Origin of the sequence: Tenacibaculum sp. E3R01 (assembly GCF_003318185.1) — a bacterium.
Taxonomy (GTDB): Bacteria; Bacteroidota; Bacteroidia; order Flavobacteriales; family Flavobacteriaceae; genus Polaribacter; species Polaribacter halocynthiae.
The window spans coordinates 158,519-183,676 of the sequence record NZ_QOCC01000020.1 but is presented as its reverse complement, the minus strand read 5'-3'; the positions used below and the strand labels follow the sequence as shown (position 1 = coordinate 183,676).

Below are 25,158 nucleotides of genomic sequence, written 5' to 3'. Positions count from 1 at the left end.
GGTAAATTATAGAATATTGTTAGTTTGTTTTGAAAATTTTATCCTCCTTGAGTAGATTTTATAATTAAAACTTTATCGTTATTTTTAAGTTCTTTTGTTTCCCAACTCTCTTTTTTAATCACACTATCATTAATGGCAATAGCAATACCGTTAGTTACAATTTGAAGTTTGAAAACTAATTGTTCTATGGTTAGTGAGCTCGAAAATTGTTGATTAATGTCGTTTACTTTTATGTTTATCATATTAACATGTTTAAGTAAACTATAGAAGAAGTTTTTAGTATTGCTTATTAAGCTAAATACTAAACTAAAAATAATAACTTTTTCCTACGTTGGTGTTAACCATATCAGGTTCCAAGGATATTTCTCAAACTAGTTTCCTAGCTACTCCTAAAGTTTACAATGACAAATATAATAGTTTATTTAAACTAGCAATACTCTTTTCAAAATTTATTGAAAACAAAAAAACTAGCCTTATAGGCTAGTTTCATTATACTTAAATATAACTGTATTATATTTTTTTAATAGTTTCTGTTACCTTTTCAAGAACATCAAAAGCAGTTTCTGCCATTTTATTTCCTTTGAAATCTAATAACGGATTTACTTCAACAAATTCTAAGCAAGCTACTTTCTTACTTTCTAATAATTGATTTATAATATCTATTATCTCATATTGATCAAATCCCTTTGGTACTGGAGTTCCCGTACCATACGAAACCATATCACAATCCATAGCATCAACATCAAAAGAAACGTAGATTACATCACAATTACTTAACTTTTCAAGTGCTTCACTTACACAAACTTCTAATCCACGGTACCTAACTTCAGCAACTTTGTAGTTTTTAATTCCATGTTTTTCCATTTGTTTATCCTCTGGCTCTTCAGTATCTCTTACTCCAAAGAAAATAACATCTTCTGCTTGTACTTTTTGTCCTGGAACGCCTATGTTTTTCATTCTATCCCATAACTCAGCAGTTTCTCTATCAATATCATTTACTTGACAATCTAAATTATCATCACTTATTGCTGCTGCTAAAGGCATACCATGGATATTACCTGAAGGTGATGTATATGGCGAATGTAAATCACCGTGAGCATCAATCCACACTACTCCTACTCTTTTTGTTGAGTTAGCAGCTTTAACACCACTAATAGTTCCTAATGCAGACGAGTGATCTCCAGAAATAACAATTGGAAATTTATCTTCCTGTAAGTTTACTTTTACATGATTAGATAATCTTTTACACTGATTAAATACATTTTCTATTCTCTTAGCAAATGAATTATTCTCTTTACTGTAAACAGATTCATTTTTAGTAATTACGTCTTCAAATTCAAATTGCTCAAAATAATTACTTCCTTTGTTTATTGCTGCAATTTCAATAGCATCAATTCCCATGTCAGATCCTCTAGTACCTGCGCCAATATCAGATCTGTTTTTTATAATTTTTATTTCTTTCATAATATGAATTCAATAAAAAATGTCATCTAAATATTAAATGACATTTTTAGTATATTTTATCTTTTACTAATCTTTACAAAATCTCTATGATTTTCACCTGTATAAACTTGACGAGGACGTCCAATTGGTTCTTTTCCTAAACGCATTTCTCTCCATTGTGCAATCCAACCAGGTAAACGACCTAATGCAAACATTACTGTAAACATTTCAACTGGTATGCCCATAGCTCTATATATAATTCCTGAATAGAAATCAACATTTGGGTATAATTTTCTTTTAACGAAATATTCATCGTTAAGAGCTTCTTGTTCTAATGCTTTAGCAATATCTAAAATTGGGTCATCAATACCTAAATCTGCTAAAACTTCATCAGCTGCTACTTTAATAATTTTAGCTCTAGGGTCAAAGTTTTTATATACTCTATGTCCAAATCCCATTAAACGGAAAGGATCATTCTTGTCTTTAGCTTTTGCCATGTACTTCTTAGTATCTCCACCATCCTGTCTAATAGCTTCCAACATTTCCAATACAGCTTGATTTGCACCTCCATGTAATGGACCCCATAAAGCTGAGATTCCAGCTGATAATGAAGCAAACAATCCTGCATGTGATGAACCAACAATTCTTACAGTTGATGTAGAACAGTTTTGTTCGTGATCTGCATGTAATATTAATAATTTATCTAATGCATCTTTAATTATTGGGTTTATTGCATACTCTTCATTAGGTTGCTCAAACATCATTTTCATAATGTTTTCTACATACCCTAAATTCTTAGAACCATAATTTAAAGGTAATCCTTGTTTTTTACGCATTGTCCAAGCTACTAAAACAGGAAATTTTCCTAAAATTTTAACTATAGCATTGTACATATCTTCTTCTGAATCAACATTTACAGAAGTTGGATTAAATGATACTAACGCACTAGTTAATGATGACAACACTCCCATAGGGTGAGCATTTTTAGGAAAAGCATCAATAATTTTCTTTATATCTTCATCAACGATAGCTTTAGATCTTACATCATCATGGAATTTCTGTAATTGTTCTTTTGTTGGTAATTCACCAAAAATCAACAAATATGCTACTTCTAAGAAATCTGCTTTTTCAGCAAGTTCTTCAATTGAGTAACCTCTATATCTTAAAATTCCTTCTTCTCCATTTAAAAATGTAATAGCACTTTGACAAGAACCTGTATTCTTATATCCAGGATCAATTGTTATAAGTCCACCAGTAGCGCCTCTCAACGTTTTAATATCAATTGCAGTTTCATTTTCCGTTCCTGTTATCAAAGGAAATTCATACGTATTTTCGCCAACTTGTAACTTTGCTATATCTGCCATTTTTTATCTAAAAATTTTTATAATTGAAGTGAGTTGCGAAGATACCATTTTTTATAAATTTAAAAAATTGATAGTCATAGATTTTTAACATAAAAAAATAAAATTTCTTTATCTAAAGATTTTATAAAAAACAAAGCTTGTAAGACAACCTTACAAGCTTTATTTTTCTTTTAAATAAGAATTATCTTATTATATTTTAAATGCTTTTTCCTGTGGAAAAAAAGCTACATCAGCTAATTCTTCTTCTATACGTAATAACTGATTATATTTTGCCATACGATCAGATCTAGATGCTGATCCCGTTTTTATTTGTCCTGTATTTAATGCTACGGCTAAATCTGCAATAGTATTATCTTCAGTTTCTCCTGATCTATGACTCATTACTGATGTATAACCTGCATTATGAGCCATATTAACAGCAGCAATGGTTTCTGTTAAAGTACCAATTTGATTTACTTTAATTAAAATAGAGTTAGCAATTCCGTTTTCTATTCCTCTAGATAATCGATCTACATTAGTTACAAATAAATCATCTCCTACTAATTGAACCTTGTCTCCTATTTTTTCAGTTAAATATTTCCAACCGTCCCAGTCATTTTCATCCATTCCATCCTCAATAGAAATTATAGGATATTTAGATGCTAATTCTGCTAAATAATCAGCTTGTTCTTGACTAGTTCTTACTTTACCTTTACTACCTTCAAACTTGGTATAATCATATTTTCCATCAACAAAAAATTCAGCTGCAGCACAATCTAAAGCAATCATTACTTCTTCACCAAACTTATACCCAGCATTTTTAGTTGCTAATTCAATAGTTTCAATTGCGTCTTCGGTTCCTTCTAAAGTTGGTGCAAAACCACCTTCATCACCTACAGCAGTAGATAAATTTCTATCATGTAAAACTTTCTTTAAGTGATGGAAAATTTCTGAACCTATTTGCATTGCTTCGGTAAAGTTTTCAGCTTTTACTGGCATTACCATAAACTCTTGAAATGCAATCGGAGCATCAGAATGTGATCCTCCATTAATTATATTCATCATTGGCACAGGTAATGTATTTGCTGAAACACCGCCTATGTAACGATATAATGACAACCCTAATTCATTTGCCGCTGCTTTTGCTGCTGCTAATGAAACACCTAGTATTGCGTTAGCTCCTAGTTTAGATTTATTTGGAGTACCATCTAAGTCAATCATTATTTTGTCAATCATGTTTTGTTCAAAAACTGATACTCCTAATAATTCTTGAGCTATTAATGTATTAACATTTTCAACTGCTTTTAAAACACCTTTACCCATATATGCGGCACCTCCGTCACGTAACTCTACTGCTTCATGTTCTCCGGTAGAAGCTCCTGATGGTACAGCCGCTCTACCTGTAAAACCATTTTCAGTAGTTACATCTACTTCTACTGTAGGATTACCTCTAGAATCAAAAATTTGACGTGCATGGATATTGATTATAATACTCATAGTTGTTTTTGTTTATTAGTATGTTTAAGGTAGTAAATTTACAAAATACTGCCTTTTTATTATCTTATATTATTGTGATTTTACGAAAACGTTATCAAATATAAATTCCCGCTTTTCTGCGGGAATTTATATTAAGCTTTCGCCTTTTTTATATTTTCTATAAATTGATCGAATAAATATTCTGCATCATGTGGTCCAGGGCTAGCTTCAGGGTGATATTGTACAGAAAAAACATTTTTATCTTTCATTCTAATACCAGCTACAGTATTATCATTTAGATGAACATGAGTAATTTCTACATCATTATGTGCTTCAGTTTCTTCTCTATTAATTGCAAATCCATGATTTTGAGATGTAATTTCACCTTTTCCTGTAAGTAAATTTTTCACTGGGTGATTAATTCCTCTATGACCATTATGCATTTTATAAGTAGAAATACCATTAGCCAATGCTATTACTTGATGTCCTAAACAAATACCAAATAAAGGTAAATCATTTGCTATAATATCTTTTGCTGTATTTTGAGCATCTATTAAAGGTTCAGGATCACCAGGTCCATTTGATATAAAATAGCCATCAGGATTAAATTCACTCATTTCCTTAAAAGTAGCATTATAAGGATACACCTTTACATACGCATCTCTCTTAACAAAATTTCTAAGTATATTCTTTTTTATTCCTATATCTAATGCTGAAATTTTAATTGGTGCATTTTCATCTCCTATAAAATAAGGTTCTTTTGTAGATACTTTAGAAGCAAGTTCTAAACCTTCCATATTAGGGATTTCAGATAACTGTTTCTTTAAATTTTCAATATTATCAACTTCTGTTGAAATAATAGCATTCATAGCACCATTATCTCTAATATAAGATACTAATGCTCTTGTATCTACATCAGAAATTGCTACAAGATTATGTTTTTCAAACCAATCTTTTAAATTTCCATCAGAATCAACTCTTGAATGTGTAAAACTAAAGTTTCTACAAATTAATCCTGAAATTTTAATTCCTTCAGACTCTATTTCTTCATTATTAACACCATAATTACCTATGTGAGCATTTGTAGTAACCATTAATTGTCCAAAATAAGAAGGATCAGTAAATACTTCTTGGTACCCAGTCATACCGGTATTAAAACAGATTTCTCCTGTAGACGTACCTTCTATCCCTACTGATTTACCATAGAAAATTGTACCATCAGCTAATAATACTAAAGCTTTTTTACGTGATTGATATTTCATTTAGTTTAGTGTATTGTATTGTGTAATTGAGTTGCAAAAATATATAAAAAAAGGGATAAACATTAAATGTTCATCCCTTTTATATGATTGATAAAAATTTTCATTTTTATTCTTCCTCTTGTGAAGTTTTAGTTTCAACAGGAGCAACAGCTTCAGCTTTTTTAGCACCTCCACGACGGCTACGACGTGTAGATTTTTTAGCTTGGTTTCCTTTAGGGTTGTATAATTCATTATAATCAACTAATTCAATCATTGCCATTGGAGCATTATCCCCTTGACGATTTCCTAATTTGATAATACGAACATACCCTCCTGGTCTATCAGCAACTTTTACAGAAATTTCTTTAAATAATTCTGTAACAGCATTTTTATCACGTAAATATCTAAATACTGTACGTCTGTTGTGAGTTGTATCAGCCTTAGATTTTGTAATTAAAGGCTCAATAAACTTACGTAAAGCTTTCGCTTTAGCAACAGTAGTATTAATACGCTTATGCTCTACTAAAGAACAAGCCATGTTTGATAACATTGCTTTTCTATGCGCTGTTTTTCTTCCTAAGTGGTTAAATTTCTTTCCGTGTCTCATGACATTTGGGTTTTGCTTTCATCTTGCTTCAACTCTTTATGAGGAGCAAAATATGAAAGATTAATCTCTATCTAATTTATATTTACCTAAATCCATTCCAAAATTTAGTCCTTTATTAATCACTAACTCTTCTAATTCAGTTAATGATTTTTTACCAAAGTTTCTAAACTTCATTAAGTCACTTTTGTTGAAAGATACTAAGTCTCCTAAAGTATCTACCTCTGCAGCTTTCAAACAATTTAAAGCACGAACTGATAAATCCATATCTACTAGTTTCGTTTTCAATAATTGACGCATATGTAATGATTCCTCATCATATGTTTCAGTTTGAGCTATTTCATCAGCCTCTAAAGTTATTCTTTCATCCGAGAATAACATGAAGTGGTGAATTAAAATTTTAGCTGCTTCAGTTAATGCATCTTTAGGATTAATAGATCCATCTGTGTCAATATCAAAAACTAATTTTTCGTAATCTGTTTTTTGTTCAACACGAAAGTTTTCTACTGCATACTTTACATTCTTAATTGGAGTGTAAATAGAATCAGTAAAAATTGTTCCTAAAGGTGCTCCAGCTCTTTTGTTTTCTTCTGCTGGCACAAATCCTCTACCTTTTTCTATGCTTATTTCAGCACTAAAGCTAACAGACTTATCCATGTTACATAAAACTAATTCTGGATTTAATACTTGAAATCCTGAAATAAATTTTTGTAAATCACCTGCTGTTAATTGCTCTTGTCCTGATACAGCTATAGAAACTGTTTCTCTGTCAGATTCTTCAATTTGCTTTTTAAAACGTACTTGTTTTAAATTTAAAATGATTTCTGTAACATCTTCTACAACTCCTTCTATCGTTGAGAATTCGTGATCAACGCCATCTACTCGTAATGATGTTATTGCAAAACCTTCTAAAGAAGATAATAATACTCTTCTCAAAGCATTTCCAATAGTTAATCCAAAACCTGGTTCAAGAGGTCTGAATTCGAATCTTCCAGAAAAATCTGTAGATTCAATCATTATTACTTTATCAGGCTTTTGAAAATTTAAAATTGCCATATTTTCTTCATTTTAATTGTAATTCAGTTGCGCGGTTCATAAGTTTGAAGAAATACTGACAAACCCTTTGGCTGAACTTCAATATGATTAATTTATTACTTAGAATATAATTCTACGATTAACTGCTCTTTGATGTTCTCAGGAATTTGTAATCTTTCAGGTGCTTTAATAAAAATACCTGATTTTTGATCAGAATTCCAAGATAACCATTCGTAAACACTACTATTAGAAGCTAATGCATTTTCAATAGCTTCTAAAGATTTAGATTTTTCTCTAACAGCTACAACATCTCCTTCTCTTAATCTGTAAGATGGTATGTTTACTATCTCTCCATTAACAGTAATGTGACGGTGAGATACTAATTGACGTGCTCCTCTTCTTGAGTTAGCAACTCCTAAACGGAAAACAACGTTATCTAAACGAGATTCACATAATTGTAATAAAACCTCACCAGTAATTCCTTTAGAAGCAGAAGCGCTTTTAAATAAGTTACTAAATTGACGCTCTAAAATACCGTATGTATATTTAGCTTTTTGCTTTTCCATTAACTGGATAGCATATTCAGATTTTTTACCTCTTCTTTTACCAACTCCATGTTGTCCTGGAGGGTAATTTCTTTTTTCGAAGTTTTTATCATCTCCGAATATTGCTTCACCAAATTTACGAGCAATCTTAGTTTTTGGTCCTGTATATCTTGCCATTTCTAATTAATTTAGTAGGGATTATGAATTAAGGCTTACTCCTTCGATAATCTTTGATCCTACTTGGTTTAAAATTTATAATTTTTATTGATATACTAATAATATCAATAGAAAAAATATAAACTGAAACTAGTTCAGCTTATACTCTTCTTCTTTTTGGTGGACGACATCCATTATGAGGAATTGGAGTAACATCAATGATTTCAGTTACTTCTATCCCAGCATTATGAATTGATCTAATAGCAGATTCTCTACCATTTCCTGGTCCTTTTACATATACCTTAACTTTACGTAATCCAGCTTCTTTAGCCACACCTACGCAATCTTCTGCTGCTAATTGAGCTGCATATGGAGTATTCTTTTTAGAACCTCTAAAACCCATTTTTCCTGCTGAAGACCAAGAGATAACATCTCCCTTTTTGTTTGTTAAAGATATAATTATGTTGTTAAATGATGCCGTTACGTGAGCTTCTCCCACTGACTCAATTACAACTTTACGTTTCTTTGTTACTTTAGACTTTGCCATGATTGTTTACAATTAGTAAAAATAATCTAACGATTATTTTTTCTTGTTAGCTACAGTTTTTCTCTTACCTTTTCTTGTACGAGAGTTATTCTTAGTTCTTTGACCTCTTAATGGTAATCCAAGTCTGTGACGAATACCTCTTTGACATCCGATATCCATTAAACGCTTAATGTTTAATTGAACTTCAGAACGTAACTCTCCCTCGATAGTGAAAGTTCCAACTTGCTCACGAATTGCTGCAATTTGATCATCAGTCCAATCTTGAACTTTGATACTCTCATCTATTTTTGCTTCTGCTAATATATTTTTAGCTCTGCTTCTTCCTATACCAAAGATGTAAGTTAAAGCGATAACTCCTCTTTTATTCTTTGGAATGTCAATACCTGCGATTCTTGCCATAACTACCCTTGTCTTTGTTTAAATCTAGGATTCTTTTTGTTAATTACATATAATCTGCCCTTTCTGCGTACTATTTTGCAGTCGGCACTTCTTTTCTTTAATGATGCTCTTACTTTCATCAGTTTTGTTTTTTAATATCTGTAAGTAATTCTTGCCTTTGATAAATCATACGGACTCATTTCTAATTTCACCTTATCTCCAGGTAATAATTTGATATAATGCATACGCATTTTTCCTGAAATGTGAGCCGTTACAATATGTCCGTTTTCTAATTCTACACGAAACATTGCATTTGATAATGCTTCTGTTATTGTTCCGTCTTGTTGAATTGCTGGTTGCTTAGCCATATTATTTTAATGATTTTCTGTTACTGTTACCTGTTTTCATTAAACCGTCATATCGACTGTTTAATAAATATGAATTAATTTGCTGAATAGTATCTATAGCAACTCCTACCATAATGATTAAAGATGTTCCTCCATAAAACATTGCCCAATTTTGAGTAACTCCAAATTTAACAATGATTGCAGGTAAAATAGATAATGCTGCTAAAAATAATGATCCTGGGAATGTTATTTTTGATAACACAGAATCTAAATAATTAGCAGTTTCTTCACCTGGTTTATAACCTGGTACGAAACCATTACTTCTTTTAAGATCTTCAGCCATTTTATTAGTAGGTATTGTAATTGCCGTATAAAAATAACTAAATACGATAATTAAAACAGCAAATATTACATTATACCATAAACCGAAATTATCAGCTAAACTATTTAAAGCTGGATATTTTTGACCTAATGCAACAGGTAAAAACATTATAGCTTGTGCAAATATAATTGGCATTACACCTGCAGCATTTAACTTTAACGGAATGTATTGTCTTGCTCCGTCAACATCTTTAATGTTTGTAACTGCGGTACGGCGAGCATATTGTACTGCTACTTTACGAACTGCGGTAACTAATAATACGGTTAATAAAATTACAACAAACCAAACTATTAACTCTATTAAAATCATCATGATTCCTCCACCGCCAGCATTTTCTGTTTTAGAAACTACTTCTTGTAAGAAAGCAACAGGGAAATTAGCTATAATACCAACTGTAATTAATAACGATATTCCGTTACCAACTCCTTTGTCAGTGATACGCTCTCCTAACCACATAGCAAATATGGTTCCTGCTGTTAATAAAATCATTGATGAAATCCAAAATGTAGCACCACCAACTAAGAAAGCTGATTCTGGTAATCCAAATTGGGTTTTAATAGCTGTAATATACGTTGGTCCTTGAACCAAAGTAATTAAGATAGTTAACCATCGAGTAATTTGTGTAATCTTTTTTCTTCCACTTTCTCCATCTTTCTGTAATTTCTGTAAATAAGGTACAGCAATACCCATTAATTGAACTACAATAGATGCAGAAATATAAGGCATTATACCAAGTGCCATTACTGACGCTCTAGCAAATGCTCCTCCTGTAAATGCGTTTAATAAACCTAAAAGACCTCCTCCAGCTTGATCTTTTAATGCTGCAAGCTGTGTAGGATCTATCCCAGGTAATGGAACAGCCGACATAAACCTGTATACAGCAATTAAACCAATAGTTAAAATTATTTTTTCTTTTAACTCTTCAATTTTGAAAATATCTTTTAAAGTATTTATAAAATTCATCATTTACAGTTTTCTTATAAGGTAACCGCTTCGCCTCCAGCAGCTTCAATAGCAGCTTTAGCTGTAGCAGTAAATTTATGTACAGTAATATTTAATTTAGCTTTTAACTCTCCTCCACCTAATATTTTAACTAAGTCGTTTTTACGAGCTAAACGGTTTTCTACTAAAACATCTAAACTAACAGTGTCAGTAATTTTTCCGCTATCTACTAAATTTTGTAATTTATCTAAATTAACACCAACATATTCTTTACGATTTATGTTAGTAAAACCAAATTTAGGCACACGTCTTTGAAGTGGCATTTGACCACCTTCAAATCCAATTTTACGAGAATATCCTGAACGAGACTTTTGCCCATTGTGACCTCTTGTAGCGGTACCACCTTTACCAGAACCTTCACCACGTGCAATTCTCTTAACTTTTTTAACAGATCCCTCTGCCGGTTTTAAGTTGTGTAAACTCATGATTATTTATGTCTTATTTAATTTCCTCTACGGAAACTAAGTGTTTAATTGTATTTACCATACCAACTATAGAAGGAGTTGCCTCATGTTCTACAGTTTGGTTCATTTTACGTAAACCTAGTGCCTCTAACGTTCTTTTTTGATTTTTAAGGCGACCGATTTGACTTTTTACTTGTGTAACTCTAATTTTACTCATCGTCTTAAATTTTAACCGTTAAAAACTTTCTCTAAAGATATACCTCTTTGTTTAGCTATAGTTGCCGCACTACGTAATTGTAATAAAGCGTCAAAAGTAGCTTTTACAACATTGTGAGGGTTAGATGATCCTTGAGATTTTGATAATACGTCTTTAATACCAACAGATTCTAATACCGAACGAACAGCACCACCGGCGATAACCCCGGTACCATGTGAAGCTGGCTTAATGAATACTTTCGCACCACCAAACTTACCTTTTTGTTCGTGAGGTAAAGTTCCGTCTAAAATAGGAATACGTACTAAATTTTTCTTTGCATCTTCTACTGCTTTTGCAATAGCTGAGGCAACATCTTTAGACTTTCCTAATCCATGACCTACAACTCCGCTACCATCACCAACTACTACGATTGCAGAGAAACCAAATGCTCTACCCCCCTTAGTTACTTTAGTAACACGTTGTACACCTACTAATTTATCTACAAGCTCTAAACCGCTTGGTTTTACTCTTTCTATGTTTTTATATCCTAACATAATATAATTTCTTAAAATTTTAAACCAGCTTCTCTAGCAGCGTCTGCTAATACTTTTACTCTACCGTGGTATAAATACCCATTACGATCAAAAGCAACCATTTGTACGCCAGCTTTGTTAGCTTTTTCAGCTATAGATTTACCTACTGCAGTTGCAGCTTCTGCTTTAGAACTTGATGCTATTTCTTTATCTCTTGATGATACAGATGCTAAAGTAACACCCGCTACATCGTCAACTAATTGAGCATAAATTTCTTTGTTACTTCTAAAAACCGATAATCTTGGTTTTTCAGCAGTTCCTGTAACAATTTTTCTAATTCTATGCTTAATACGTTGTCTTCTTTCAAGCTTTGATAATGCCATAATAATTTCTCTTATTTATTATGCAGATTTACCTGCTTTTCTTCTTAATACTTCTCCTACAAACTTAATTCCTTTTCCTTTATAAGGCTCTGGCTTACGGAAAGAACGAATTTTTGCTGCTACTTGACCAACTAATTGCTTGTCAAATGAAGATAATTTAATGATTGGATTTTTACCTTTTTCAGATACTGTCTCAACCTTAACTTCTGGAGCTAAATTTAAAGTAATACTATGAGAGAAACCTAAAGCCAATTCTAATTTTTGACCTTGATTAGATGCTCTATAACCTACACCAACTAATTCTAGTTCTTTGGTATAACCTTTAGAAACTCCCTCAATCATATTATTGATTAAAGCACGATATAAACCATGTGCTGATCTATCGTCTTTACTTTCTGATGATCTTTCAACTGTTAAAATACCATCTTCGATTTTTGCAGTAATACCAGATTTTAACTCTTGAGTTAATTCACCTAATTTACCTTTAACTGTAACCACGTTCCCGTCTACTTTAACTTCAACACCTTGTGGTAATGCGATTGGATTTTTTCCTATTCTACTCATTTTACAAAATGTATTTTAGTAAACGTAACATAAAACTTCTCCACCAACATTTTCAAGTCTTGCTTTTTTGTTTGTCATTACACCTCTAGATGTAGAAACAATAGCAATACCTAATCCGTTTAATACTCTTGGCATTTCTTTAGCGCCAACGTATTTACGTAAACCTGGTGTTGAAATTCTCTGAATTTTTCTGATTACTGATTCTTTTGTCTCTCTGTCATATTTTAAAGCTATCTTGATAGTTCCTTGAACTTTATCTTCATTGAACTGATAACTTAAAACGTAACCTTGATCGAACAAAATTTTCGTCATTTCCTTCTTCAATTTTGAAGCAGGAATCTCTACTACTCTATGACCAGCTGCGATAGCATTTCTGACACGAGTAAGAAAATCCGCGATTGGATCTGTGTACATAATTAATTAATTTTCGGTTTTGGTTTTCAATAATTATGGCTATTGAACCTGAAACCAGTTAATATTCATTTTTTGCTTTTCAGAAATAAATTACTTACAAGGCTTTGCTATTTTACTAACAGTTACTTACAAGACGGAATTTACCCTATAAAAAACAGAGTGCAAATATACATAAACTTTTTGAAAAAAAAATGTTTTAGTCAATTATCGTTTTGACTTTGAATTTATTGGCTAATATTTGAATACTTTTTTGGTCATTTAAGTATAAAAATAATATTAAAAACAAAAAAAAGGTGCATAATTTAAAATTATACACCTTGTTTCTATAGTAAAACACTGTTACCAGCTTGCTTTTTTTACTCCTGGGATTAACCCTTGATTAGCCATTTCACGGAAAGTTACACGTGAAATTCCGAACTGACGCATATACCCTTTTGGACGACCAGTTAATTTACAACGGTTGTGCTTTCTAATTGGTGATGCATTCTTTGGTAATTTTTGTAATGCTTCGTAGTCTCCAGCTTCTTTTAAAGCTTTTCTCTTTTCAGCATACTTTTCAACCATTTTAGCTCTTTTGCGCTCACGCGCTTTCATTGATTCTTTAGCCATCTTTTAATTCTTTTTAAATGGTAAACCTAATTCTCCTAATAATGACTTTGCTTCTTTATCAGTATTTGCAGATGTTACAAAAGTAATATCCATTCCACTGATTTTTTTAACTTGGTCAATATTAATCTCTGGGTAGATGATTTGTTCAGTAATTCCTAAATTGTAATTACCTCTACCATCAAAACCATTTGCTTTAATTCCGTTAAAGTCTCTTACACGTGGTAAAGAGGCTGTTACTAAACGGTCTAAAAATTCATACATTACAACTCCTCTTAACGTAACTTTTGCACCAATTGGCATACCTTTACGTAATTTAAAGTTTGCAACATCCTTTTTAGAAATTGTTGGAACTGCTTTTTGACCAGTTATTCTTGTTAACTCATCAATAGCATATTCAATTAATTTCTTATCTGCTATAGCTGCACCTACTCCTTTACTTACTACAATTTTCTGTAATTTAGGAACTTGCATTACATTGCTATAACCAAATTCATCAGTAAGAGCCTTGATAACTCTGCTCTTGTACTCTTCTTTTAATCTTGGTACGTAACTCATGGTTATATTGCTTTATCTGATTTTTTTGAAAATCTTACTTTTTTATCTCCTTCTACTTTATATCCAACTCTTACAGCTTCGTTGTTTTCAACTAATGCTACATTAGATATGTGTAAAGAAGCTTCCTTTTTTACAATTCCTCCTTGTGGATTTGTTGCGCTAGGTTTAGTATGTTTAGAAACCATATTTACTCCCTCTACTACAACTCTATCTTTATCTTTAAGGATTTGTAAAACTTTACCTTCTGATCCTTTGTGATCTCCTGCTATTACTTTAACAGTATCTCCTGATTTGATTTTGAACTTCTTCATCTTAAATACGATATTAAAGCACTTCAGGTGCTAATGATACAATCTTCATAAACTGCTTCTCACGTAATTCACGAGCAACAGGTCCAAATACACGAGTACCTCTCATTTCCTCAGTAGGATTTAAAAGTACACAAGCATTATCGTCAAATCTAATATAAGATCCGTCTTTACGTCTAACTTCTTTCTTAGTACGAACAACAACTGCACGAGATACTTGACCCTTCTTTACAGTTCCGTTTGGAGTTGCAGATTTTACCGTAACAACGATTTTATCTCCAACGCTAGCGTAACGCTTTTTTGTTCCACCTAAAACTCTAATCACTAAAACTTCTTTTGCTCCAGTGTTATCTGCTACTTTTAATCTTGATTCTGTTTGTAACATATTATTTAGCTCTTTCTAGGATTTCTACTAATCTCCAACGTTTAGATTTACTTAATGGACGAGTTTCCATTATTTTAACAGTATCACCTTCGTTGCAATCGTTATTCTCGTCATGTGCAACATACTTCTTCGTTTTTAAAACGAACTTACCGTACATTGGGTGCTTTACTCTTTTTACCTCATTAACAACGATAGATTTCTCCATTTTGCTACTAGATACAACACCTATTCTCTCTTTTCTAAGATTTCTTTTTTCCATCTTTAAAACTGACTAGAATTATTGTAATTCTCTTTTAGTTAATTCTGTAGCAATTCTTGCTACAGTTTTTCTTAAGCTTCTTAACTGCAATGGGTTTTCCAATGGAGTTATGGCATGAGCCATCTTAAGATCCGTATAATTTTTCTTTAACGCTACTAACTGTTCTTGTAAGTCTGCGATAGATAATTCTTTAATTTCTGATTGTTTCATTTTATATAGAATTAAGCGTTAAAATCAAAATCTCTTGCGATAACAAACTTCGTTTTTACTGGAAGTTTCTGAGCTGCTAAACGTAAAGCTTCTTTTGCAACATCCATTGGTACTCCACCAACTTCGAACAAAATTCTACCTGGTTTAACTACTGACACGAAATGATCAGGTGCTCCTTTACCCTTACCCATACGTACCTCTAAAGGCTTTTTAGTTATTGGCTTGTCTGGAAATATTTTAATCCAAAGCTGCCCTTCTCTTTTCATATGACGAGTTGCTGCAATACGTGCTGCTTCAATCTGACGAGATGTAAGTAAATTCTGGTCTAAAGATTTGATCCCAAACATTCCATTAGAAAGTTGAGTACCTCTACCAGAGTTACCGCTCATATTTCCCTTACCCTTCTGGACTTTACGGAATTTTACTCTTTTTGGCTGTAACATGTGTAATTTCTTTTAAAAAAATTATTTTCTTCTGCGAGGTTGACGTTTTCCTCCTCCTTTATTAGAATTTCCTTTTTGCTTAGATAATCCTACTAATGGAGATAGTTCACGTTTACCATAAACCTCACCTTTCATTATCCATACTTTCACACCAATTCTTCCGTATGTAGTATGCGATTCAACAAGTGCATAATCGATATCTGCTCTAAAAGTAGAAAGAGGAATTCTTCCTTCTTTATAATGTTCAGAACGTGCCATTTCAGCTCCATTTAAACGACCTGATAATTGGATTTTAATCCCTTCAGCATTCATTCTAATTGCAGCAGCAATAGCCATTTTCGTAGCTCTCTTGTAAGAAATTCTATTTTCAATTTGACGTGCAACACTAGCTGCAACTAATTTAGCATCTAATTCAGGACGCTTAATTTCAAAAATATTAATTTGAACTTCTTTCCCAGTAATTTTTTTAAGCTCTTCTTTTAACTTGTCTACCTCTTGACCTCCTTTACCAATAATGATACCTGGACGTGCAGTAGTGATAGTAACGGTTACAAGTTTTAAAGTACGCTCTATTATTACACGAGAAACACTTGCTTTAGATAATCTAGCATAAATATACTTTCTTATCTTGTCATCTTCAGCAATTTTATCTCCGTAGTCATTTCCACCATACCAGTTAGATTCCCATCCTCTGATAATTCCTAAACGATTTCCTATTGGATTTGTTTTTTGTCCCATTTCTACTTTGATTAATTACTTTTATTTTTAGCTCCTAACTCTAAAGTTACGTGATTAGAACGTTTTCTTATTCTATGTGCACGCCCTTGTGGAGCTGGTCTTAATCTTTTTAACATTCCTGCGCTATCTACACAAATAGATTTCACGAATAATCCAGCCTCTTCAATACTTGCATCTTCATTTTTAGCTTGCCAGTTTGCAATTGCAGACATTAACAATTTCTCTAAATTTCTAGATGCTTCTTTAGGACTAAACTTCAAGATTTGTAAAGCTTTTTCAACCTCTACTCCTCTTACCAAATCAGCCACCAAGCGCATTTTCCTTGGTGATGTAGGACAGTTAGTAAGCTTTGCAAAAGCTCTTTGCTTTCTCGCTTCTTTTAACTGTGTTGCCATGTTATGTTTACGACTTCCCATAATTTCCTACTATTTTTTACCTTTATTTTTTGCACCTGCATGTCCTCTAAAAGAACGAGTTGGTGAAAATTCTCCTAATTTATGACCTACCATGTTTTCAGTAACATATACTGGAACAAATTGACGTCCGTTATGAACTGCAATTGTTTGTCCAACAAAGTCAGGTGTAATCATACTTGCTCTTGACCAAGTTTTAATAACTGATTTACTTCCTGCTTCAACATTAGCCATCACTTTTTTCTCTAACTTGTAGTGAACGTAAGGTCCTTTTTTTAATGATCTTGCCATGATTTATTATTTCTTTCTACGTTCTATGATATACTTGTTACTAGCTTTAGTCTTAGATCTAGTTTTGTATCCTTTAGCTGGTATACCATTTCTAGATCTTGGATGACCTCCTGATGAACGTCCTTCACCACCTCCCATTGGGTGATCAACTGGATTCATTCTTACAGCATTAGTTCTAGGACGCTTACCTAACCATCTACTTCTACCTGCTTTACCAGATACTAATAATTGATGATCTGAATTAGATACAACTCCTATAACAGCTTTACAAGTTAATAAGATTAATCTTGTTTCTCCTGAAGGTAACTTAACAGTAGCGTACTTACCATCTCTTGCCATTAATTGAGCAAAAGAACCAGCAGAACGAGCCATAACAGCTCCTTGACCTGGATGTAATTCAATACATGAAATAGTTGTTCCTAAAGGAATATCACTTAAGTACATAGCATTACCCACATCTGGAGTAGATTCTTTACCTGAAACGATAGTTTGACCTACTTTTAATCCGTTTTGTGCAATTACATAACGCTTTTCTCCATCAGCATAACTAACTAAGGCAATAAATGCAGTACGATTTGGATCGTACTCAATAGTTTTTACTGTTGCAGGGATACCTTCTTTATCTCTTTTGAAATCGATAATACGGTATTTTTGCTTATGACCACCACCGATATTACGTGTAGTCATTCTTCCCTGATTGTTTCGACCTCCAGATCGTTTTTTCGGAGCTAATAAAGATTTCTCCGGCTTATCAGTAGTAATGGTGTCGAACCCATTCACTACTCTAAAACGCTGACCTGGTGTTATTGGTTTTAATTTTCTAACTGACATTCTGTCTTTTCTTAAAGATTGTTATAAAAATCAATAGTTTCTCCTTCTGCTAACTGTACAACTGCTTTTTTATAACCACTTGTTAATCCAGATACTAAACCTTTTTTAGTGTATTTAGTTTTTCTTTCAGCAGGATGGTTCATAGTTCTAACAGCAGATACTGCTACACCATAGGTAGCTTCAATAGCACCTTTGATTTCAACTTTGTTAGCTTTCTTATTTACAACAAATGTATAACGGTTAAATACCTCGCTATCATTTGTAGCTTTTTCCGTAATAATAGGTTTAATTAAAATACTCATTTCTTCCCTATTTACTTAAATTAGATTCAATTCCTTCTAATGAGCTTTCAGCTATAACTACTTTACTTGCGTTTAAAACATTGTAAGTATTAATACCTGTAGCATTTACAACTTTAGACTTTTTTAAGTTTCTTGATGATAAGTAAACATTTTTACTTTCTTCAGTTAAAACAAATAAAGATTTCTTTGAATCTAATTCTAAAGCTTTTAATACATTAATAAATTCTTTAGTTCTTGGAGCTTCAAAATTGAAATCTTCAACAACTACTAAATTATTATCTTTTGCTTGAATACTTAAAGCTGATTTACGAGCTAAACGCTTTAAGTTTTTATTTAATTTGAAAGAATAGTTTCTTGGTCTTGGCCCGAACATACGTCCTCCACCTCTAAAAACACCAGACTTGATAGATCCTGCTCTTGCAGTACCAGTTCCTTTTTGTTTTTTAATCTTTCTTGTACTACCTGCTATTTCAGCTCTTTCTTTAGACTTATGAGTACCTTGTCTTTGGTTAGCCAAGTACTGTTTAACATCTAAATAAATCGCGTGATCGTTTGGTTCAATTCCGAATACTTCGCTAGAAAGTTCAACTTTTCTACCAGTATCTTTTCCTGTAATATCTAATACTGCTACTTTCATTATTTCTCAATAGTTACGTAAGAGTTCTTGTGTCCTGGAATTGCTCCTTTAACAACGATAAGGTTCTTTTCTGGAACCACTTTCAATACTCTTAAATTTTGAACTTTTACATTATCTCCTCCCATACGTCCTGCCATACGCATTCCTTTAAATACTCTTGCAGGGTATGAAGCAGCACCAATAGAACCTGGCGCTCTTAAACGATTGTGCTGACCGTGAGTTGCTTGTCCAACTCCAGCAAATCCATGACGTTTTACAACACCTTGAAAACCTTTACCTTTTGAAACTCCTGATACATCTACAAACTCTCCTTCTGCAAAATACTCAACAGTAACTGAATCTCCTAATTTGTACTCTCCTTCGAATCCTTGAAATTCAATGACTTTTCTTTTAGCAGTTGTGCCAGCTTTTTTAAAGTGACCATCTAAAGCTTTATTTGAGCTTTTTGCTTTTTTGTCATCGAAACCAAGTTGTAACGCGTTATAGCCGTCAACCTCTTCGGTTCTGACTTGGGTAACGACGCAAGGACCCGCTTCGATTACAGTACAAGGAATATTTTTCCCGTTCTCATCGAATAAGCTGGTCATTCCTACTTTTCTTCCTATTAACCCAGACATATTTGTTAATTTTCAGACGATAGATTTATTTTATCCAGCGCGTCTATTAATATAAATTGTTTGAAACAAATGTTTCAGTTTGACATTACTTTCAAGTTTTACGTAAAAAAAAAGAGCGTAAACACTTTTAGCTCTAACTATTTTGTGTTTTACCGTTTTTCCCTTGCGAAACCCTCAGGACATGTCTTTTTTCTATTAAAACAAATAGAAAAAATATCGAAATACTTAAATTTCGGTGTGCAAAAGTAAAAAAAACTTTCGGCTTAACAAAATTAAACCGAAAGTTATTGATTTACTTATACTTTAATCTCAACTTCTACTCCACTTGGTAACTCAAGTTTCATTAAAGCATCAATAGTTTTTGAAGAAGAACTATAAATATCTAACAAACGCTTGTAAGCAGATAATTGAAATTGTTCTCTTGATTTTTTATTTACGTGTGGTGAACGTAATACTGTAAAAATCTTTTTATGAGTTGGTAATGGAATTGGTCCATTTACAACCGCTCCAGTACTTTTCACTGTCTTTACGATTTTCTCAGCAGACTTATCTACTAAATTATAATCGTAAGATTTTAATTTTATTCTAATTTTTTGACTCATCTTAATTAACCTTTTGCGTTTGCAATTACTTCTTCTGAAATATTATTTGGAGTTTCTGCATAATGAGAAAATTCCATAGTTGAAGTTGCTCTACCTGAAGACATTGTTCTTAATGCTGTAACATAACCAAACATTTCTGATAATGGAACTAAAGCTTTAACAACTTTTGAACCTGCACGATCACTCATGTCAGACACTTGACCACGTCTTCTATTTAAATCTCCTACAATGTCTCCCATGTTTTCTTCAGGAGTCAATACTTCTAATTTCATTAATGGCTCCATGATTTTAGCTCTTGCAGCTTTTGCAGCAGCTTTATATCCCATTTTTGCAGCCAATTCAAAAGATAACTGATCAGAATCCACAGGGTGGAAAGATCCATCTTTTAAAGTAACTTTCATAGAATCCATTTCGTAACCAGCTAAAGGACCATTCTTCATTGCTTCTTTGAATCCTTTTTCTACTGACGGTACAAATTCCTTAGGAACGTTACCACCTTTAATTATAGATTCAAATTGCAACCCTTGAACACCTTCATCTGCAGGTTCCATAGTAAATACAATATCAGCAAATTTACCACGTCCACCAGATTGTTTTTTATAAACTTCTCTATGATCAGCAACTGCAGTAATAGCTTCTTTGTACTCTACTTGAGGTTGACCTTCGTTAACCTCTACTTTAAACTCACGCTTTAAACGATCAACAATGATATCAAGGTGTAACTCTCCCATTCCTGAGATAATAGTTTGCCCTGACGCTTCATCAGTTCTAACGGTAAAAGTAGGATCTTCTTCTGCTAACTTAGCTAAAGACATACCTAATTTATCAACATCCGCTTTAGTTTTAGGTTCAACAGCAATACCAATTACTGGATCTGGAAAATCCATAGACTCTAACACTATAGGGTGTTTTTCATCTGATAAAGTATCACCAGTTTTAATTGACTTAAATCCTACAGCAGCACCAATATCACCTGCTTCGATAAAATCGATTGCATTTTGCTTATTAGCGTGCATTTGATAGATACGAGAAATACGTTCTTTTTTCCCTGAACGGTTATTTAAAACATAAGACCCAGCATCTAAACGACCAGAGTAAGATCTAAAGAAAGCTAAACGTCCTACGAAAGGATCAGTAGCAATTTTAAATGCTAAAGCAGCAAAAGGCTCTTTTACATCTGGCTTACGAGTAAGCTCTTCACCATTATCAGGATTAGTTCCAACAATTGCATCTTTATCTAATGGAGAAGGTAAATAACGACATACAGCATCTAATAAGAACTGAACACCTTTATTTTTAAACGCTGATCCACAAATCATAGGAATGATTGACATATCCATTACAGCAGCACGAAGAGCAGCATGCACTTCTTCTTCAGTAATAGAGTCTTCATCTTCCATATATTTTTCTAAAAGATTTTCATCATAAGCAGCAACTTCTTCAATAAGTTTACCACGTAATTCTGAAGCTTCTTCTTTTAATTCTTCTGGAATATCAACAATATCAAAAGTAGATCCTTGAGTAGCATCATGCCATACAATAGCACGGTTCTTTACTAAATCTACTATACCTTTAAAATCTGCCTCATCTCCAATATTCATTACAATTGGCACAGCATTAGACTTTAACATGTCTTTTACTTGTTGACAAACAGCCATAAAATTAGCACCTTGACGATCCATTTTATTAACGAACCCAATACGTGGAACTTTATAGTTATCTGCTAATCTCCAGTTAGTTTCAGATTGAGGCTCAACACCATCAACCGCACTAAATAAGAAAACTAATCCATCAAGAACTCTTAATGAACGGTTTACCTCTACTGTAAAATCAACGTGACCAGGAGTATCAATTATATTAAAGTGATATCCTTTAGTATCTTTTGTAGGTTCTCCATTTTCAACTGGGAACTTCCACTCACAAGTGGTAGCAGCAGAAGTAATTGTAATACCTCTTTCTTGCTCTTGCTCCATCCAGTCCATAGTTGCAGCACCATCATGTACCTCACCTATCTTATGACTAACACCTGTATAATATAATACACGCTCAGTCGTAGTAGTCTTACCTGCATCAATATGCGCAGCAATACCAATATTTCTAGTATATTTTAAATCTCTAGCCATTTCTATTAAAATCTGAAGTGTGAGAACGCTTTGTTTGCCTCAGCCATTTTGTGAGTATCAGTACGTTTTTTAACTGCAGCACCTTCTTCTTTAGCAGCTGCTAAAATCTCAGAAGCTAAACGTTGTGCCATAGTTTTTTCATTACGCTTACGCGCATAAGAAACCATCCATTTAATAGCCATAGATACTTTACGGTCTGGACGAATTTGCATAGGAATCTGGAATGTAGCTCCACCTACACGACGAGAACGAACTTCTACGTGTGGCATCACATTTGACAAACCATCTTTCCAAATTTCTAAAGCTGACTTCTCCTCGTCAGTTTTCTTTTCATTTACGATATCAATTGCATCGTAAAAAACTTTGAATGCTACAGATTTCTTACCATCCCACATTAAGTTGTTCACAAAACGTGTTACTAACTGGTCGTTAAACCTTGGATCTGGTAATAAAACTCTTTTTTTAGCTCTTCTTTTCCTCATGTCTTTACATTAAAAAAGTTACTATCTTAAATTTACTTTTTTGGGCGTTTTGCTCCGTATTTTGATCTTCGTTGAGTTCTTCCCTCAACTCCAGCTGTATCTAATGCTCCACGAACAATGTGATACTTAACACCTGGCAAATCTTTTACCCTTCCACCTCTAACTAATACTATCGAGTGCTCTTGTAGGTTATGTCCTTCTCCTGGGATATACGCATTGATTTCATTACCATTTGTTAATCTAACACGCGCTACTTTACGCATTGCTGAGTTAGGTTTTTTTGGTGTGGTAGTGTAAACACGCGTACAAACTCCACGTCTTTGAGGACATGCCGATAAAGCAGCCGATTTACTCTTCTTAGTTATTTTGGTTCTTCCTTTACGAACTAATTGTTGAATAGTTGGCATACTAATTAATTACTATTTTTCGTTTGTACTAAAATTTCTCTTAATTTCTAAGAGTGCGCAAATGTACGATTAATTTCTAATTATTCAAATATCAGCCAGTTATTTTTAAACAACAACCCAGTATTTCCTTAAATACTTAATATTAAATGTACTTTAGCTAAAAAAACTTTACATTGAAAAGACACACAAGAACATATATTCTATTCACTTTTCTGTTTATTATCTTTGAAACAACATCTGCTCAAGAATTTAATTTAAATGTATTTTCAAAAGATTCTATTGAAGATAAAGTGTTAAAAAAAATTAAGTTTAAACAAAAGCACTTATCAAAAAAAAATCTACTCCAAGAAATCAGTAAAATTTCTAACAACTTAAAATCAATTGGATATTTCAATCACAACTATCATTTAAATATTAAAAATAAAAAATTCAATTACCTATTTAAGCTTAACAATAAAACAAACACAGTTGCTCTTCACTATAAGAATAAAAACATCTTTATAAAAACAAAAGAGCTAAAAGAGTTTTTACTAAATGAAACAAAAGAACTTGACAATCTTGGAAATTCTTTTTCTTCGATAAAACTTGACAGCATACATTTAAAGGGAGATACTTTATTTGCTAATGTAAAAACCACATTTCTAAAAAAACGTTTTATTGACAAAACCGTTATTAAAGGCTACACCAGTTTCCCAAATACATACATAAAAAACTACCTTAACATTAATAACAGAACAACAATAAGCAAAGAGAAATTATCAAAAATAGATGATAAACTTAAATCAATAAACTTCATTAAATCTATAAAAAAACCAGAATTATTATTCAGTAAGGACTCAACCATTCTATTTTTATACCTAAAAAAAGAAAGTAAGAGTAATTTTGATGGTATCATAAACTTTACATCTGAAGGAGAAAAAAAAGGTTTTAAACTAAATGGACACATTAACCTACTGTTAAACAACACACTAAACTCAGGAGAGACTTTTAAGATCTCATGGAAATCATTCAACAAACAAAACGAATCTATAGAATTATTTTCTGAGCTACCTTATATATTTAACACTCCACTAACTCCAAGTATGTCATTTAAGCTACACAAACAAGATTCTACATTTTTAAATTCTAAATTCAACTCAAAAATAGCATATACAATAAACCATAAATCAACCGTGGCAATTACATACAATTCAACCAACTCTACTAACACATTGCAATTACAAAATTCACCTAACATTAATGACTATTCAAATTACTTTATAGGTATCTCATACATTTACAATATCAAAAACAATAAAACTTTATTCACTGATAAACATCTCCTATTTAAAGTAACTCCTTTATTCGGAAACAGAAGCTCAAACAAACAAACACATAAACAATTAAAAATTAAATCAGAAATAGAAAAAAGCTTTACACTAAACAATCGTAATTCTCTATATATAAAAAATGAAATTGGTTACTTAGAATCAAAGAAATATTTGATCAACGAATTATTTAGAATTGGAGGAGCTAATAGTGTTAGAGGATTTAATGAGCAAAGTTTTTTTACAAAAAAATACACATTCATAAATACAGAATACCGTTACATTACATCAAAAAACTCACAATTGTACATCTTATTTGACTATGCTTACTTAAAAAATATAAACAACAAAACCAATCACTTAACAAGCTTAGGAATAGGCTATAAACAGCTATTGAAAAACACTTTAATAAACATTGAATATTCTATAGGAAAATCAAATAACAATAGCTTTAATCTCAACAATTCTTTTCTTTCATTAAAATTATCTAATTATTTTTAATAATCTTTAAAAAAAACCTCACAAAGCCCCGATAGCATTAATAAATTTCACAATTCGTTAACTTATTTAATAATTAGTTAACAATTTAGTTGTTTTTTTAAGTTTTATTTAAGACTTTTGACGCAATTAATTCAAACAATTACGC

General features: G+C 32.3%; 38 protein-coding genes and 1 riboswitch. Of the genes, 1 reads left to right on the top strand and 37 read right to left on the bottom strand.

What is annotated here, in order from left to right; all coding sequences use genetic code 11:
* Positions 1-38 precede the first annotated feature (38 nt).
* The 37 genes from thiS to rpsL form a co-directional block, all read right to left on the bottom strand.
* Positions 39-242, bottom strand: coding sequence for a sulfur carrier protein ThiS (gene thiS, locus DS884_RS09950; RefSeq protein WP_093868888.1), 204 nt, complete (start codon positions 240-242; stop codon positions 39-41).
* A gap of 64 nt (positions 243-306) precedes the next feature.
* Positions 307-401, bottom strand: a riboswitch (TPP riboswitch).
* A gap of 109 nt (positions 402-510) precedes the next feature.
* Entirely contained in the window at positions 511-1,464 is a 954-nt protein-coding gene (locus tag DS884_RS09945; protein ID WP_233487144.1) for an arginase, read from the bottom strand.
* A 56-nt stretch (positions 1,465-1,520) separates the two neighbouring features.
* Entirely contained in the window at positions 1,521-2,807 is a 1,287-nt protein-coding gene (locus tag DS884_RS09940) for a citrate synthase (RefSeq protein WP_093868890.1), read from the bottom strand.
* A 189-nt stretch (positions 2,808-2,996) separates the two neighbouring features.
* Positions 2,997-4,283 carry a phosphopyruvate hydratase gene (gene eno, locus DS884_RS09935; protein ID WP_093868891.1) on the bottom strand — a complete coding sequence of 429 codons (1,287 nt, stop codon included), beginning with the start codon at positions 4,281-4,283 and terminating at the stop codon, positions 2,997-2,999.
* Positions 4,284-4,414: 131 nt separating this feature from the next.
* Positions 4,415-5,524, bottom strand: a complete 1,110-nt coding sequence (gene carA, locus DS884_RS09930; RefSeq protein WP_113786628.1) for a glutamine-hydrolyzing carbamoyl-phosphate synthase small subunit — start codon at positions 5,522-5,524, stop codon at positions 4,415-4,417.
* A gap of 106 nt (positions 5,525-5,630) precedes the next feature.
* Entirely contained in the window at positions 5,631-6,110 is a 480-nt protein-coding gene (gene rplQ / locus DS884_RS09925; protein WP_093868893.1) for a 50S ribosomal protein L17, read from the bottom strand.
* 60 nt (positions 6,111-6,170) lie between these two features.
* Positions 6,171-7,163, bottom strand: coding sequence for a DNA-directed RNA polymerase subunit alpha (locus DS884_RS09920; RefSeq protein ID WP_093868894.1), 993 nt, complete (start codon positions 7,161-7,163; stop codon positions 6,171-6,173).
* A 95-nt stretch (positions 7,164-7,258) separates the two neighbouring features.
* The gene (gene rpsD / locus DS884_RS09915; protein ID WP_093868895.1) at positions 7,259-7,864 is read right to left on the bottom strand and encodes a 30S ribosomal protein S4; all 606 of its coding nucleotides are present in this window, start codon (positions 7,862-7,864) and stop codon (positions 7,259-7,261) included.
* A gap of 139 nt (positions 7,865-8,003) precedes the next feature.
* On the bottom strand, positions 8,004-8,390 hold the full coding sequence (rpsK, locus tag DS884_RS09910; protein ID WP_093868896.1) for a 30S ribosomal protein S11: 387 nt from the start codon (positions 8,388-8,390) through the stop codon (positions 8,004-8,006).
* 33 nt (positions 8,391-8,423) lie between these two features.
* A complete protein-coding gene (rpsM, locus tag DS884_RS09905) occupies positions 8,424-8,789 on the bottom strand; it encodes a 30S ribosomal protein S13 (RefSeq protein ID WP_093868897.1) in 366 nt (121 codons plus the stop codon).
* 2 nt (positions 8,790-8,791) lie between these two features.
* The gene (ykgO, locus tag DS884_RS09900; RefSeq protein WP_010181906.1) at positions 8,792-8,908 is read right to left on the bottom strand and encodes a type B 50S ribosomal protein L36; all 117 of its coding nucleotides are present in this window, start codon (positions 8,906-8,908) and stop codon (positions 8,792-8,794) included.
* A 12-nt stretch (positions 8,909-8,920) separates the two neighbouring features.
* Positions 8,921-9,136, bottom strand: coding sequence for a translation initiation factor IF-1 (gene infA / locus DS884_RS09895; protein ID WP_024740627.1), 216 nt, complete (start codon positions 9,134-9,136; stop codon positions 8,921-8,923).
* 1 nt (position 9,137) lies between these two features.
* On the bottom strand, positions 9,138-10,460 hold the full coding sequence (gene secY / locus DS884_RS09890; RefSeq protein WP_093868898.1) for a preprotein translocase subunit SecY: 1,323 nt from the start codon (positions 10,458-10,460) through the stop codon (positions 9,138-9,140).
* Between the two features lie 14 nt (positions 10,461-10,474).
* On the bottom strand, positions 10,475-10,924 hold the full coding sequence (rplO, locus tag DS884_RS09885; protein WP_093868899.1) for a 50S ribosomal protein L15: 450 nt from the start codon (positions 10,922-10,924) through the stop codon (positions 10,475-10,477).
* 13 nt (positions 10,925-10,937) lie between these two features.
* Positions 10,938-11,120: a 50S ribosomal protein L30 gene (rpmD, locus tag DS884_RS09880; protein WP_093868900.1), complete on the bottom strand. Its 183-nt coding sequence runs from the start codon at positions 11,118-11,120 to the stop codon at positions 10,938-10,940.
* Between the two features lie 11 nt (positions 11,121-11,131).
* Positions 11,132-11,656, bottom strand: coding sequence for a 30S ribosomal protein S5 (gene rpsE, locus DS884_RS09875; RefSeq protein WP_093868901.1), 525 nt, complete (start codon positions 11,654-11,656; stop codon positions 11,132-11,134).
* Positions 11,657-11,664: 8 nt separating this feature from the next.
* A complete protein-coding gene (gene rplR / locus DS884_RS09870; RefSeq protein ID WP_093868902.1) occupies positions 11,665-12,015 on the bottom strand; it encodes a 50S ribosomal protein L18 in 351 nt (116 codons plus the stop codon).
* Between the two features lie 18 nt (positions 12,016-12,033).
* Positions 12,034-12,579, bottom strand: coding sequence for a 50S ribosomal protein L6 (gene rplF / locus DS884_RS09865; protein ID WP_093868903.1), 546 nt, complete (start codon positions 12,577-12,579; stop codon positions 12,034-12,036).
* 15 nt (positions 12,580-12,594) lie between these two features.
* Positions 12,595-12,993 carry a 30S ribosomal protein S8 gene (rpsH, locus tag DS884_RS09860; RefSeq protein WP_093868904.1) on the bottom strand — a complete coding sequence of 133 codons (399 nt, stop codon included), beginning with the start codon at positions 12,991-12,993 and terminating at the stop codon, positions 12,595-12,597.
* Positions 12,994-13,332: 339 nt separating this feature from the next.
* Positions 13,333-13,602 carry a 30S ribosomal protein S14 gene (rpsN, locus tag DS884_RS09855; RefSeq protein ID WP_093868905.1) on the bottom strand — a complete coding sequence of 90 codons (270 nt, stop codon included), beginning with the start codon at positions 13,600-13,602 and terminating at the stop codon, positions 13,333-13,335.
* Positions 13,603-13,605: 3 nt separating this feature from the next.
* Positions 13,606-14,157: a 50S ribosomal protein L5 gene (rplE, locus tag DS884_RS09850; RefSeq protein ID WP_093868906.1), complete on the bottom strand. Its 552-nt coding sequence runs from the start codon at positions 14,155-14,157 to the stop codon at positions 13,606-13,608.
* A 2-nt stretch (positions 14,158-14,159) separates the two neighbouring features.
* On the bottom strand, positions 14,160-14,468 hold the full coding sequence (gene rplX, locus DS884_RS09845; RefSeq protein WP_093868907.1) for a 50S ribosomal protein L24: 309 nt from the start codon (positions 14,466-14,468) through the stop codon (positions 14,160-14,162).
* Positions 14,469-14,481: 13 nt separating this feature from the next.
* Positions 14,482-14,850, bottom strand: a complete 369-nt coding sequence (rplN, locus tag DS884_RS09840) for a 50S ribosomal protein L14 (RefSeq protein WP_093868908.1) — start codon at positions 14,848-14,850, stop codon at positions 14,482-14,484.
* Between the two features lies 1 nt (position 14,851).
* Positions 14,852-15,109: a 30S ribosomal protein S17 gene (gene rpsQ / locus DS884_RS09835; protein WP_093868909.1), complete on the bottom strand. Its 258-nt coding sequence runs from the start codon at positions 15,107-15,109 to the stop codon at positions 14,852-14,854.
* Positions 15,110-15,127: 18 nt separating this feature from the next.
* On the bottom strand, positions 15,128-15,319 hold the full coding sequence (rpmC, locus tag DS884_RS09830) for a 50S ribosomal protein L29 (protein WP_093868910.1): 192 nt from the start codon (positions 15,317-15,319) through the stop codon (positions 15,128-15,130).
* Between the two features lie 11 nt (positions 15,320-15,330).
* The gene (gene rplP, locus DS884_RS09825; protein ID WP_093868911.1) at positions 15,331-15,762 is read right to left on the bottom strand and encodes a 50S ribosomal protein L16; all 432 of its coding nucleotides are present in this window, start codon (positions 15,760-15,762) and stop codon (positions 15,331-15,333) included.
* Between the two features lie 21 nt (positions 15,763-15,783).
* Complete coding sequence (gene rpsC / locus DS884_RS09820) at positions 15,784-16,500, bottom strand: 30S ribosomal protein S3 (protein WP_093868912.1); 717 nt, start codon at positions 16,498-16,500, stop codon at positions 15,784-15,786.
* Between the two features lie 11 nt (positions 16,501-16,511).
* On the bottom strand, positions 16,512-16,916 hold the full coding sequence (rplV, locus tag DS884_RS09815; RefSeq protein ID WP_093868913.1) for a 50S ribosomal protein L22: 405 nt from the start codon (positions 16,914-16,916) through the stop codon (positions 16,512-16,514).
* Positions 16,917-16,925: 9 nt separating this feature from the next.
* Positions 16,926-17,204 (bottom strand): 30S ribosomal protein S19, encoded by a 279-nt coding sequence (gene rpsS / locus DS884_RS09810; RefSeq protein ID WP_093868914.1) that lies wholly within the window; start codon positions 17,202-17,204, stop codon positions 16,926-16,928.
* A 6-nt stretch (positions 17,205-17,210) separates the two neighbouring features.
* Positions 17,211-18,035: a 50S ribosomal protein L2 gene (gene rplB / locus DS884_RS09805; RefSeq protein WP_093868915.1), complete on the bottom strand. Its 825-nt coding sequence runs from the start codon at positions 18,033-18,035 to the stop codon at positions 17,211-17,213.
* 11 nt (positions 18,036-18,046) lie between these two features.
* Positions 18,047-18,337 (bottom strand): 50S ribosomal protein L23, encoded by a 291-nt coding sequence (rplW, locus tag DS884_RS09800; RefSeq protein ID WP_093868916.1) that lies wholly within the window; start codon positions 18,335-18,337, stop codon positions 18,047-18,049.
* Positions 18,338-18,344: 7 nt separating this feature from the next.
* Positions 18,345-18,974: a 50S ribosomal protein L4 gene (rplD, locus tag DS884_RS09795; RefSeq protein ID WP_093868917.1), complete on the bottom strand. Its 630-nt coding sequence runs from the start codon at positions 18,972-18,974 to the stop codon at positions 18,345-18,347.
* The gene (gene rplC, locus DS884_RS09790) at positions 18,974-19,591 is read right to left on the bottom strand and encodes a 50S ribosomal protein L3 (RefSeq protein WP_093868918.1); all 618 of its coding nucleotides are present in this window, start codon (positions 19,589-19,591) and stop codon (positions 18,974-18,976) included. Before rplC ends, rplD begins: the two co-directional genes overlap by 1 nt.
* A 296-nt stretch (positions 19,592-19,887) precedes the next feature.
* Complete coding sequence (gene rpsJ / locus DS884_RS09785) at positions 19,888-20,193, bottom strand: 30S ribosomal protein S10 (protein WP_075342599.1); 306 nt, start codon at positions 20,191-20,193, stop codon at positions 19,888-19,890.
* 5 nt (positions 20,194-20,198) lie between these two features.
* On the bottom strand, positions 20,199-22,316 hold the full coding sequence (gene fusA / locus DS884_RS09780) for an elongation factor G (RefSeq protein WP_093868919.1): 2,118 nt from the start codon (positions 22,314-22,316) through the stop codon (positions 20,199-20,201).
* A gap of 5 nt (positions 22,317-22,321) precedes the next feature.
* Complete coding sequence (gene rpsG / locus DS884_RS09775; protein WP_093868920.1) at positions 22,322-22,798, bottom strand: 30S ribosomal protein S7; 477 nt, start codon at positions 22,796-22,798, stop codon at positions 22,322-22,324.
* Between the two features lie 32 nt (positions 22,799-22,830).
* A complete protein-coding gene (rpsL, locus tag DS884_RS09770; protein WP_093868921.1) occupies positions 22,831-23,205 on the bottom strand; it encodes a 30S ribosomal protein S12 in 375 nt (124 codons plus the stop codon).
* A 173-nt stretch (positions 23,206-23,378) separates the two neighbouring features.
* Between rpsL and DS884_RS09765 the strand changes: the two genes are divergently transcribed.
* Positions 23,379-25,013 (top strand): ShlB/FhaC/HecB family hemolysin secretion/activation protein, encoded by a 1,635-nt coding sequence (locus tag DS884_RS09765; RefSeq protein WP_113786627.1) that lies wholly within the window; start codon positions 23,379-23,381, stop codon positions 25,011-25,013.
* Positions 25,014-25,158: the final 145 nt, after the last annotated feature.

Excerpts from the sequence above, each read along its gene's own strand:
- thiS (WP_093868888.1), bottom strand. The coding sequence starts at position 242 with ATGATAAACATAAAAGTAAACGACATTAATCAACAATTTTCGAGCTCA.
- DS884_RS09945 (WP_233487144.1), bottom strand. The coding sequence starts at position 1,464 with ATGAAAGAAATAAAAATTATAAAAAACAGATCTGATATTGGCGCAGGT.
- DS884_RS09940 (WP_093868890.1), bottom strand. The coding sequence starts at position 2,807 with ATGGCAGATATAGCAAAGTTACAAGTTGGCGAAAATACGTATGAATTT.
- eno (WP_093868891.1), bottom strand. The coding sequence starts at position 4,283 with ATGAGTATTATAATCAATATCCATGCACGTCAAATTTTTGATTCTAGA.
- carA (WP_113786628.1), bottom strand. The coding sequence starts at position 5,524 with ATGAAATATCAATCACGTAAAAAAGCTTTAGTATTATTAGCTGATGGT.
- rplQ (WP_093868893.1), bottom strand. The coding sequence starts at position 6,110 with ATGAGACACGGAAAGAAATTTAACCACTTAGGAAGAAAAACAGCGCAT.
- DS884_RS09920 (WP_093868894.1), bottom strand. The coding sequence starts at position 7,163 with ATGGCAATTTTAAATTTTCAAAAGCCTGATAAAGTAATAATGATTGAA.
- rpsD (WP_093868895.1), bottom strand. The coding sequence starts at position 7,864 with ATGGCAAGATATACAGGACCAAAAACTAAGATTGCTCGTAAATTTGGT.
- rpsK (WP_093868896.1), bottom strand. The coding sequence starts at position 8,390 with ATGGCAAAGTCTAAAGTAACAAAGAAACGTAAAGTTGTAATTGAGTCA.
- rpsM (WP_093868897.1), bottom strand. The coding sequence starts at position 8,789 with ATGGCAAGAATCGCAGGTATTGACATTCCAAAGAATAAAAGAGGAGTT.
- ykgO (WP_010181906.1), bottom strand. The coding sequence starts at position 8,908 with ATGAAAGTAAGAGCATCATTAAAGAAAAGAAGTGCCGACTGCAAAATA.
- infA (WP_024740627.1), bottom strand. The coding sequence starts at position 9,136 with ATGGCTAAGCAACCAGCAATTCAACAAGACGGAACAATAACAGAAGCA.
- secY (WP_093868898.1), bottom strand. The coding sequence starts at position 10,460 with ATGAATTTTATAAATACTTTAAAAGATATTTTCAAAATTGAAGAGTTA.
- rplO (WP_093868899.1), bottom strand. The coding sequence starts at position 10,924 with ATGAGTTTACACAACTTAAAACCGGCAGAGGGATCTGTTAAAAAAGTT.
- rpmD (WP_093868900.1), bottom strand. The coding sequence starts at position 11,120 with ATGAGTAAAATTAGAGTTACACAAGTAAAAAGTCAAATCGGTCGCCTT.
- rplR (WP_093868902.1), bottom strand. The coding sequence starts at position 12,015 with ATGGCATTATCAAAGCTTGAAAGAAGACAACGTATTAAGCATAGAATT.
- rplF (WP_093868903.1), bottom strand. The coding sequence starts at position 12,579 with ATGAGTAGAATAGGAAAAAATCCAATCGCATTACCACAAGGTGTTGAA.
- rpsH (WP_093868904.1), bottom strand. The coding sequence starts at position 12,993 with ATGTACACAGATCCAATCGCGGATTTTCTTACTCGTGTCAGAAATGCT.
- rpsN (WP_093868905.1), bottom strand. The coding sequence starts at position 13,602 with ATGGCTAAAGAATCAATGAAAGCGCGTGAGCGCAAAAGAGCTAAAATG.
- rplE (WP_093868906.1), bottom strand. The coding sequence starts at position 14,157 with ATGAGTTACGTACCAAGATTAAAAGAAGAGTACAAGAGCAGAGTTATC.
- rplX (WP_093868907.1), bottom strand. The coding sequence starts at position 14,468 with ATGAAGAAGTTCAAAATCAAATCAGGAGATACTGTTAAAGTAATAGCA.
- rplN (WP_093868908.1), bottom strand. The coding sequence starts at position 14,850 with ATGTTACAAACAGAATCAAGATTAAAAGTAGCAGATAACACTGGAGCA.
- rpsQ (WP_093868909.1), bottom strand. The coding sequence starts at position 15,109 with ATGGAAAAAAGAAATCTTAGAAAAGAGAGAATAGGTGTTGTATCTAGT.
- rpmC (WP_093868910.1), bottom strand. The coding sequence starts at position 15,319 with ATGAAACAATCAGAAATTAAAGAATTATCTATCGCAGACTTACAAGAA.
- rplP (WP_093868911.1), bottom strand. The coding sequence starts at position 15,762 with ATGTTACAGCCAAAAAGAGTAAAATTCCGTAAAGTCCAGAAGGGTAAG.
- rpsC (WP_093868912.1), bottom strand. The coding sequence starts at position 16,500 with ATGGGACAAAAAACAAATCCAATAGGAAATCGTTTAGGAATTATCAGA.
- rplV (WP_093868913.1), bottom strand. The coding sequence starts at position 16,916 with ATGGGAAGTCGTAAACATAACATGGCAACACAGTTAAAAGAAGCGAGA.
- rpsS (WP_093868914.1), bottom strand. The coding sequence starts at position 17,204 with ATGGCAAGATCATTAAAAAAAGGACCTTACGTTCACTACAAGTTAGAG.
- rplB (WP_093868915.1), bottom strand. The coding sequence starts at position 18,035 with ATGTCAGTTAGAAAATTAAAACCAATAACACCAGGTCAGCGTTTTAGA.
- rplW (WP_093868916.1), bottom strand. The coding sequence starts at position 18,337 with ATGAGTATTTTAATTAAACCTATTATTACGGAAAAAGCTACAAATGAT.
- rplD (WP_093868917.1), bottom strand. The coding sequence starts at position 18,974 with ATGAAAGTAGCAGTATTAGATATTACAGGAAAAGATACTGGTAGAAAA.
- rplC (WP_093868918.1), bottom strand. The coding sequence starts at position 19,591 with ATGTCTGGGTTAATAGGAAGAAAAGTAGGAATGACCAGCTTATTCGAT.
- rpsJ (WP_075342599.1), bottom strand. The coding sequence starts at position 20,193 with ATGAGTCAAAAAATTAGAATAAAATTAAAATCTTACGATTATAATTTA.
- fusA (WP_093868919.1), bottom strand. The coding sequence starts at position 22,316 with ATGGCTAGAGATTTAAAATATACTAGAAATATTGGTATTGCTGCGCAT.
- rpsG (WP_093868920.1), bottom strand. The coding sequence starts at position 22,798 with ATGAGGAAAAGAAGAGCTAAAAAAAGAGTTTTATTACCAGATCCAAGG.
- rpsL (WP_093868921.1), bottom strand. The coding sequence starts at position 23,205 with ATGCCAACTATTCAACAATTAGTTCGTAAAGGAAGAACCAAAATAACT.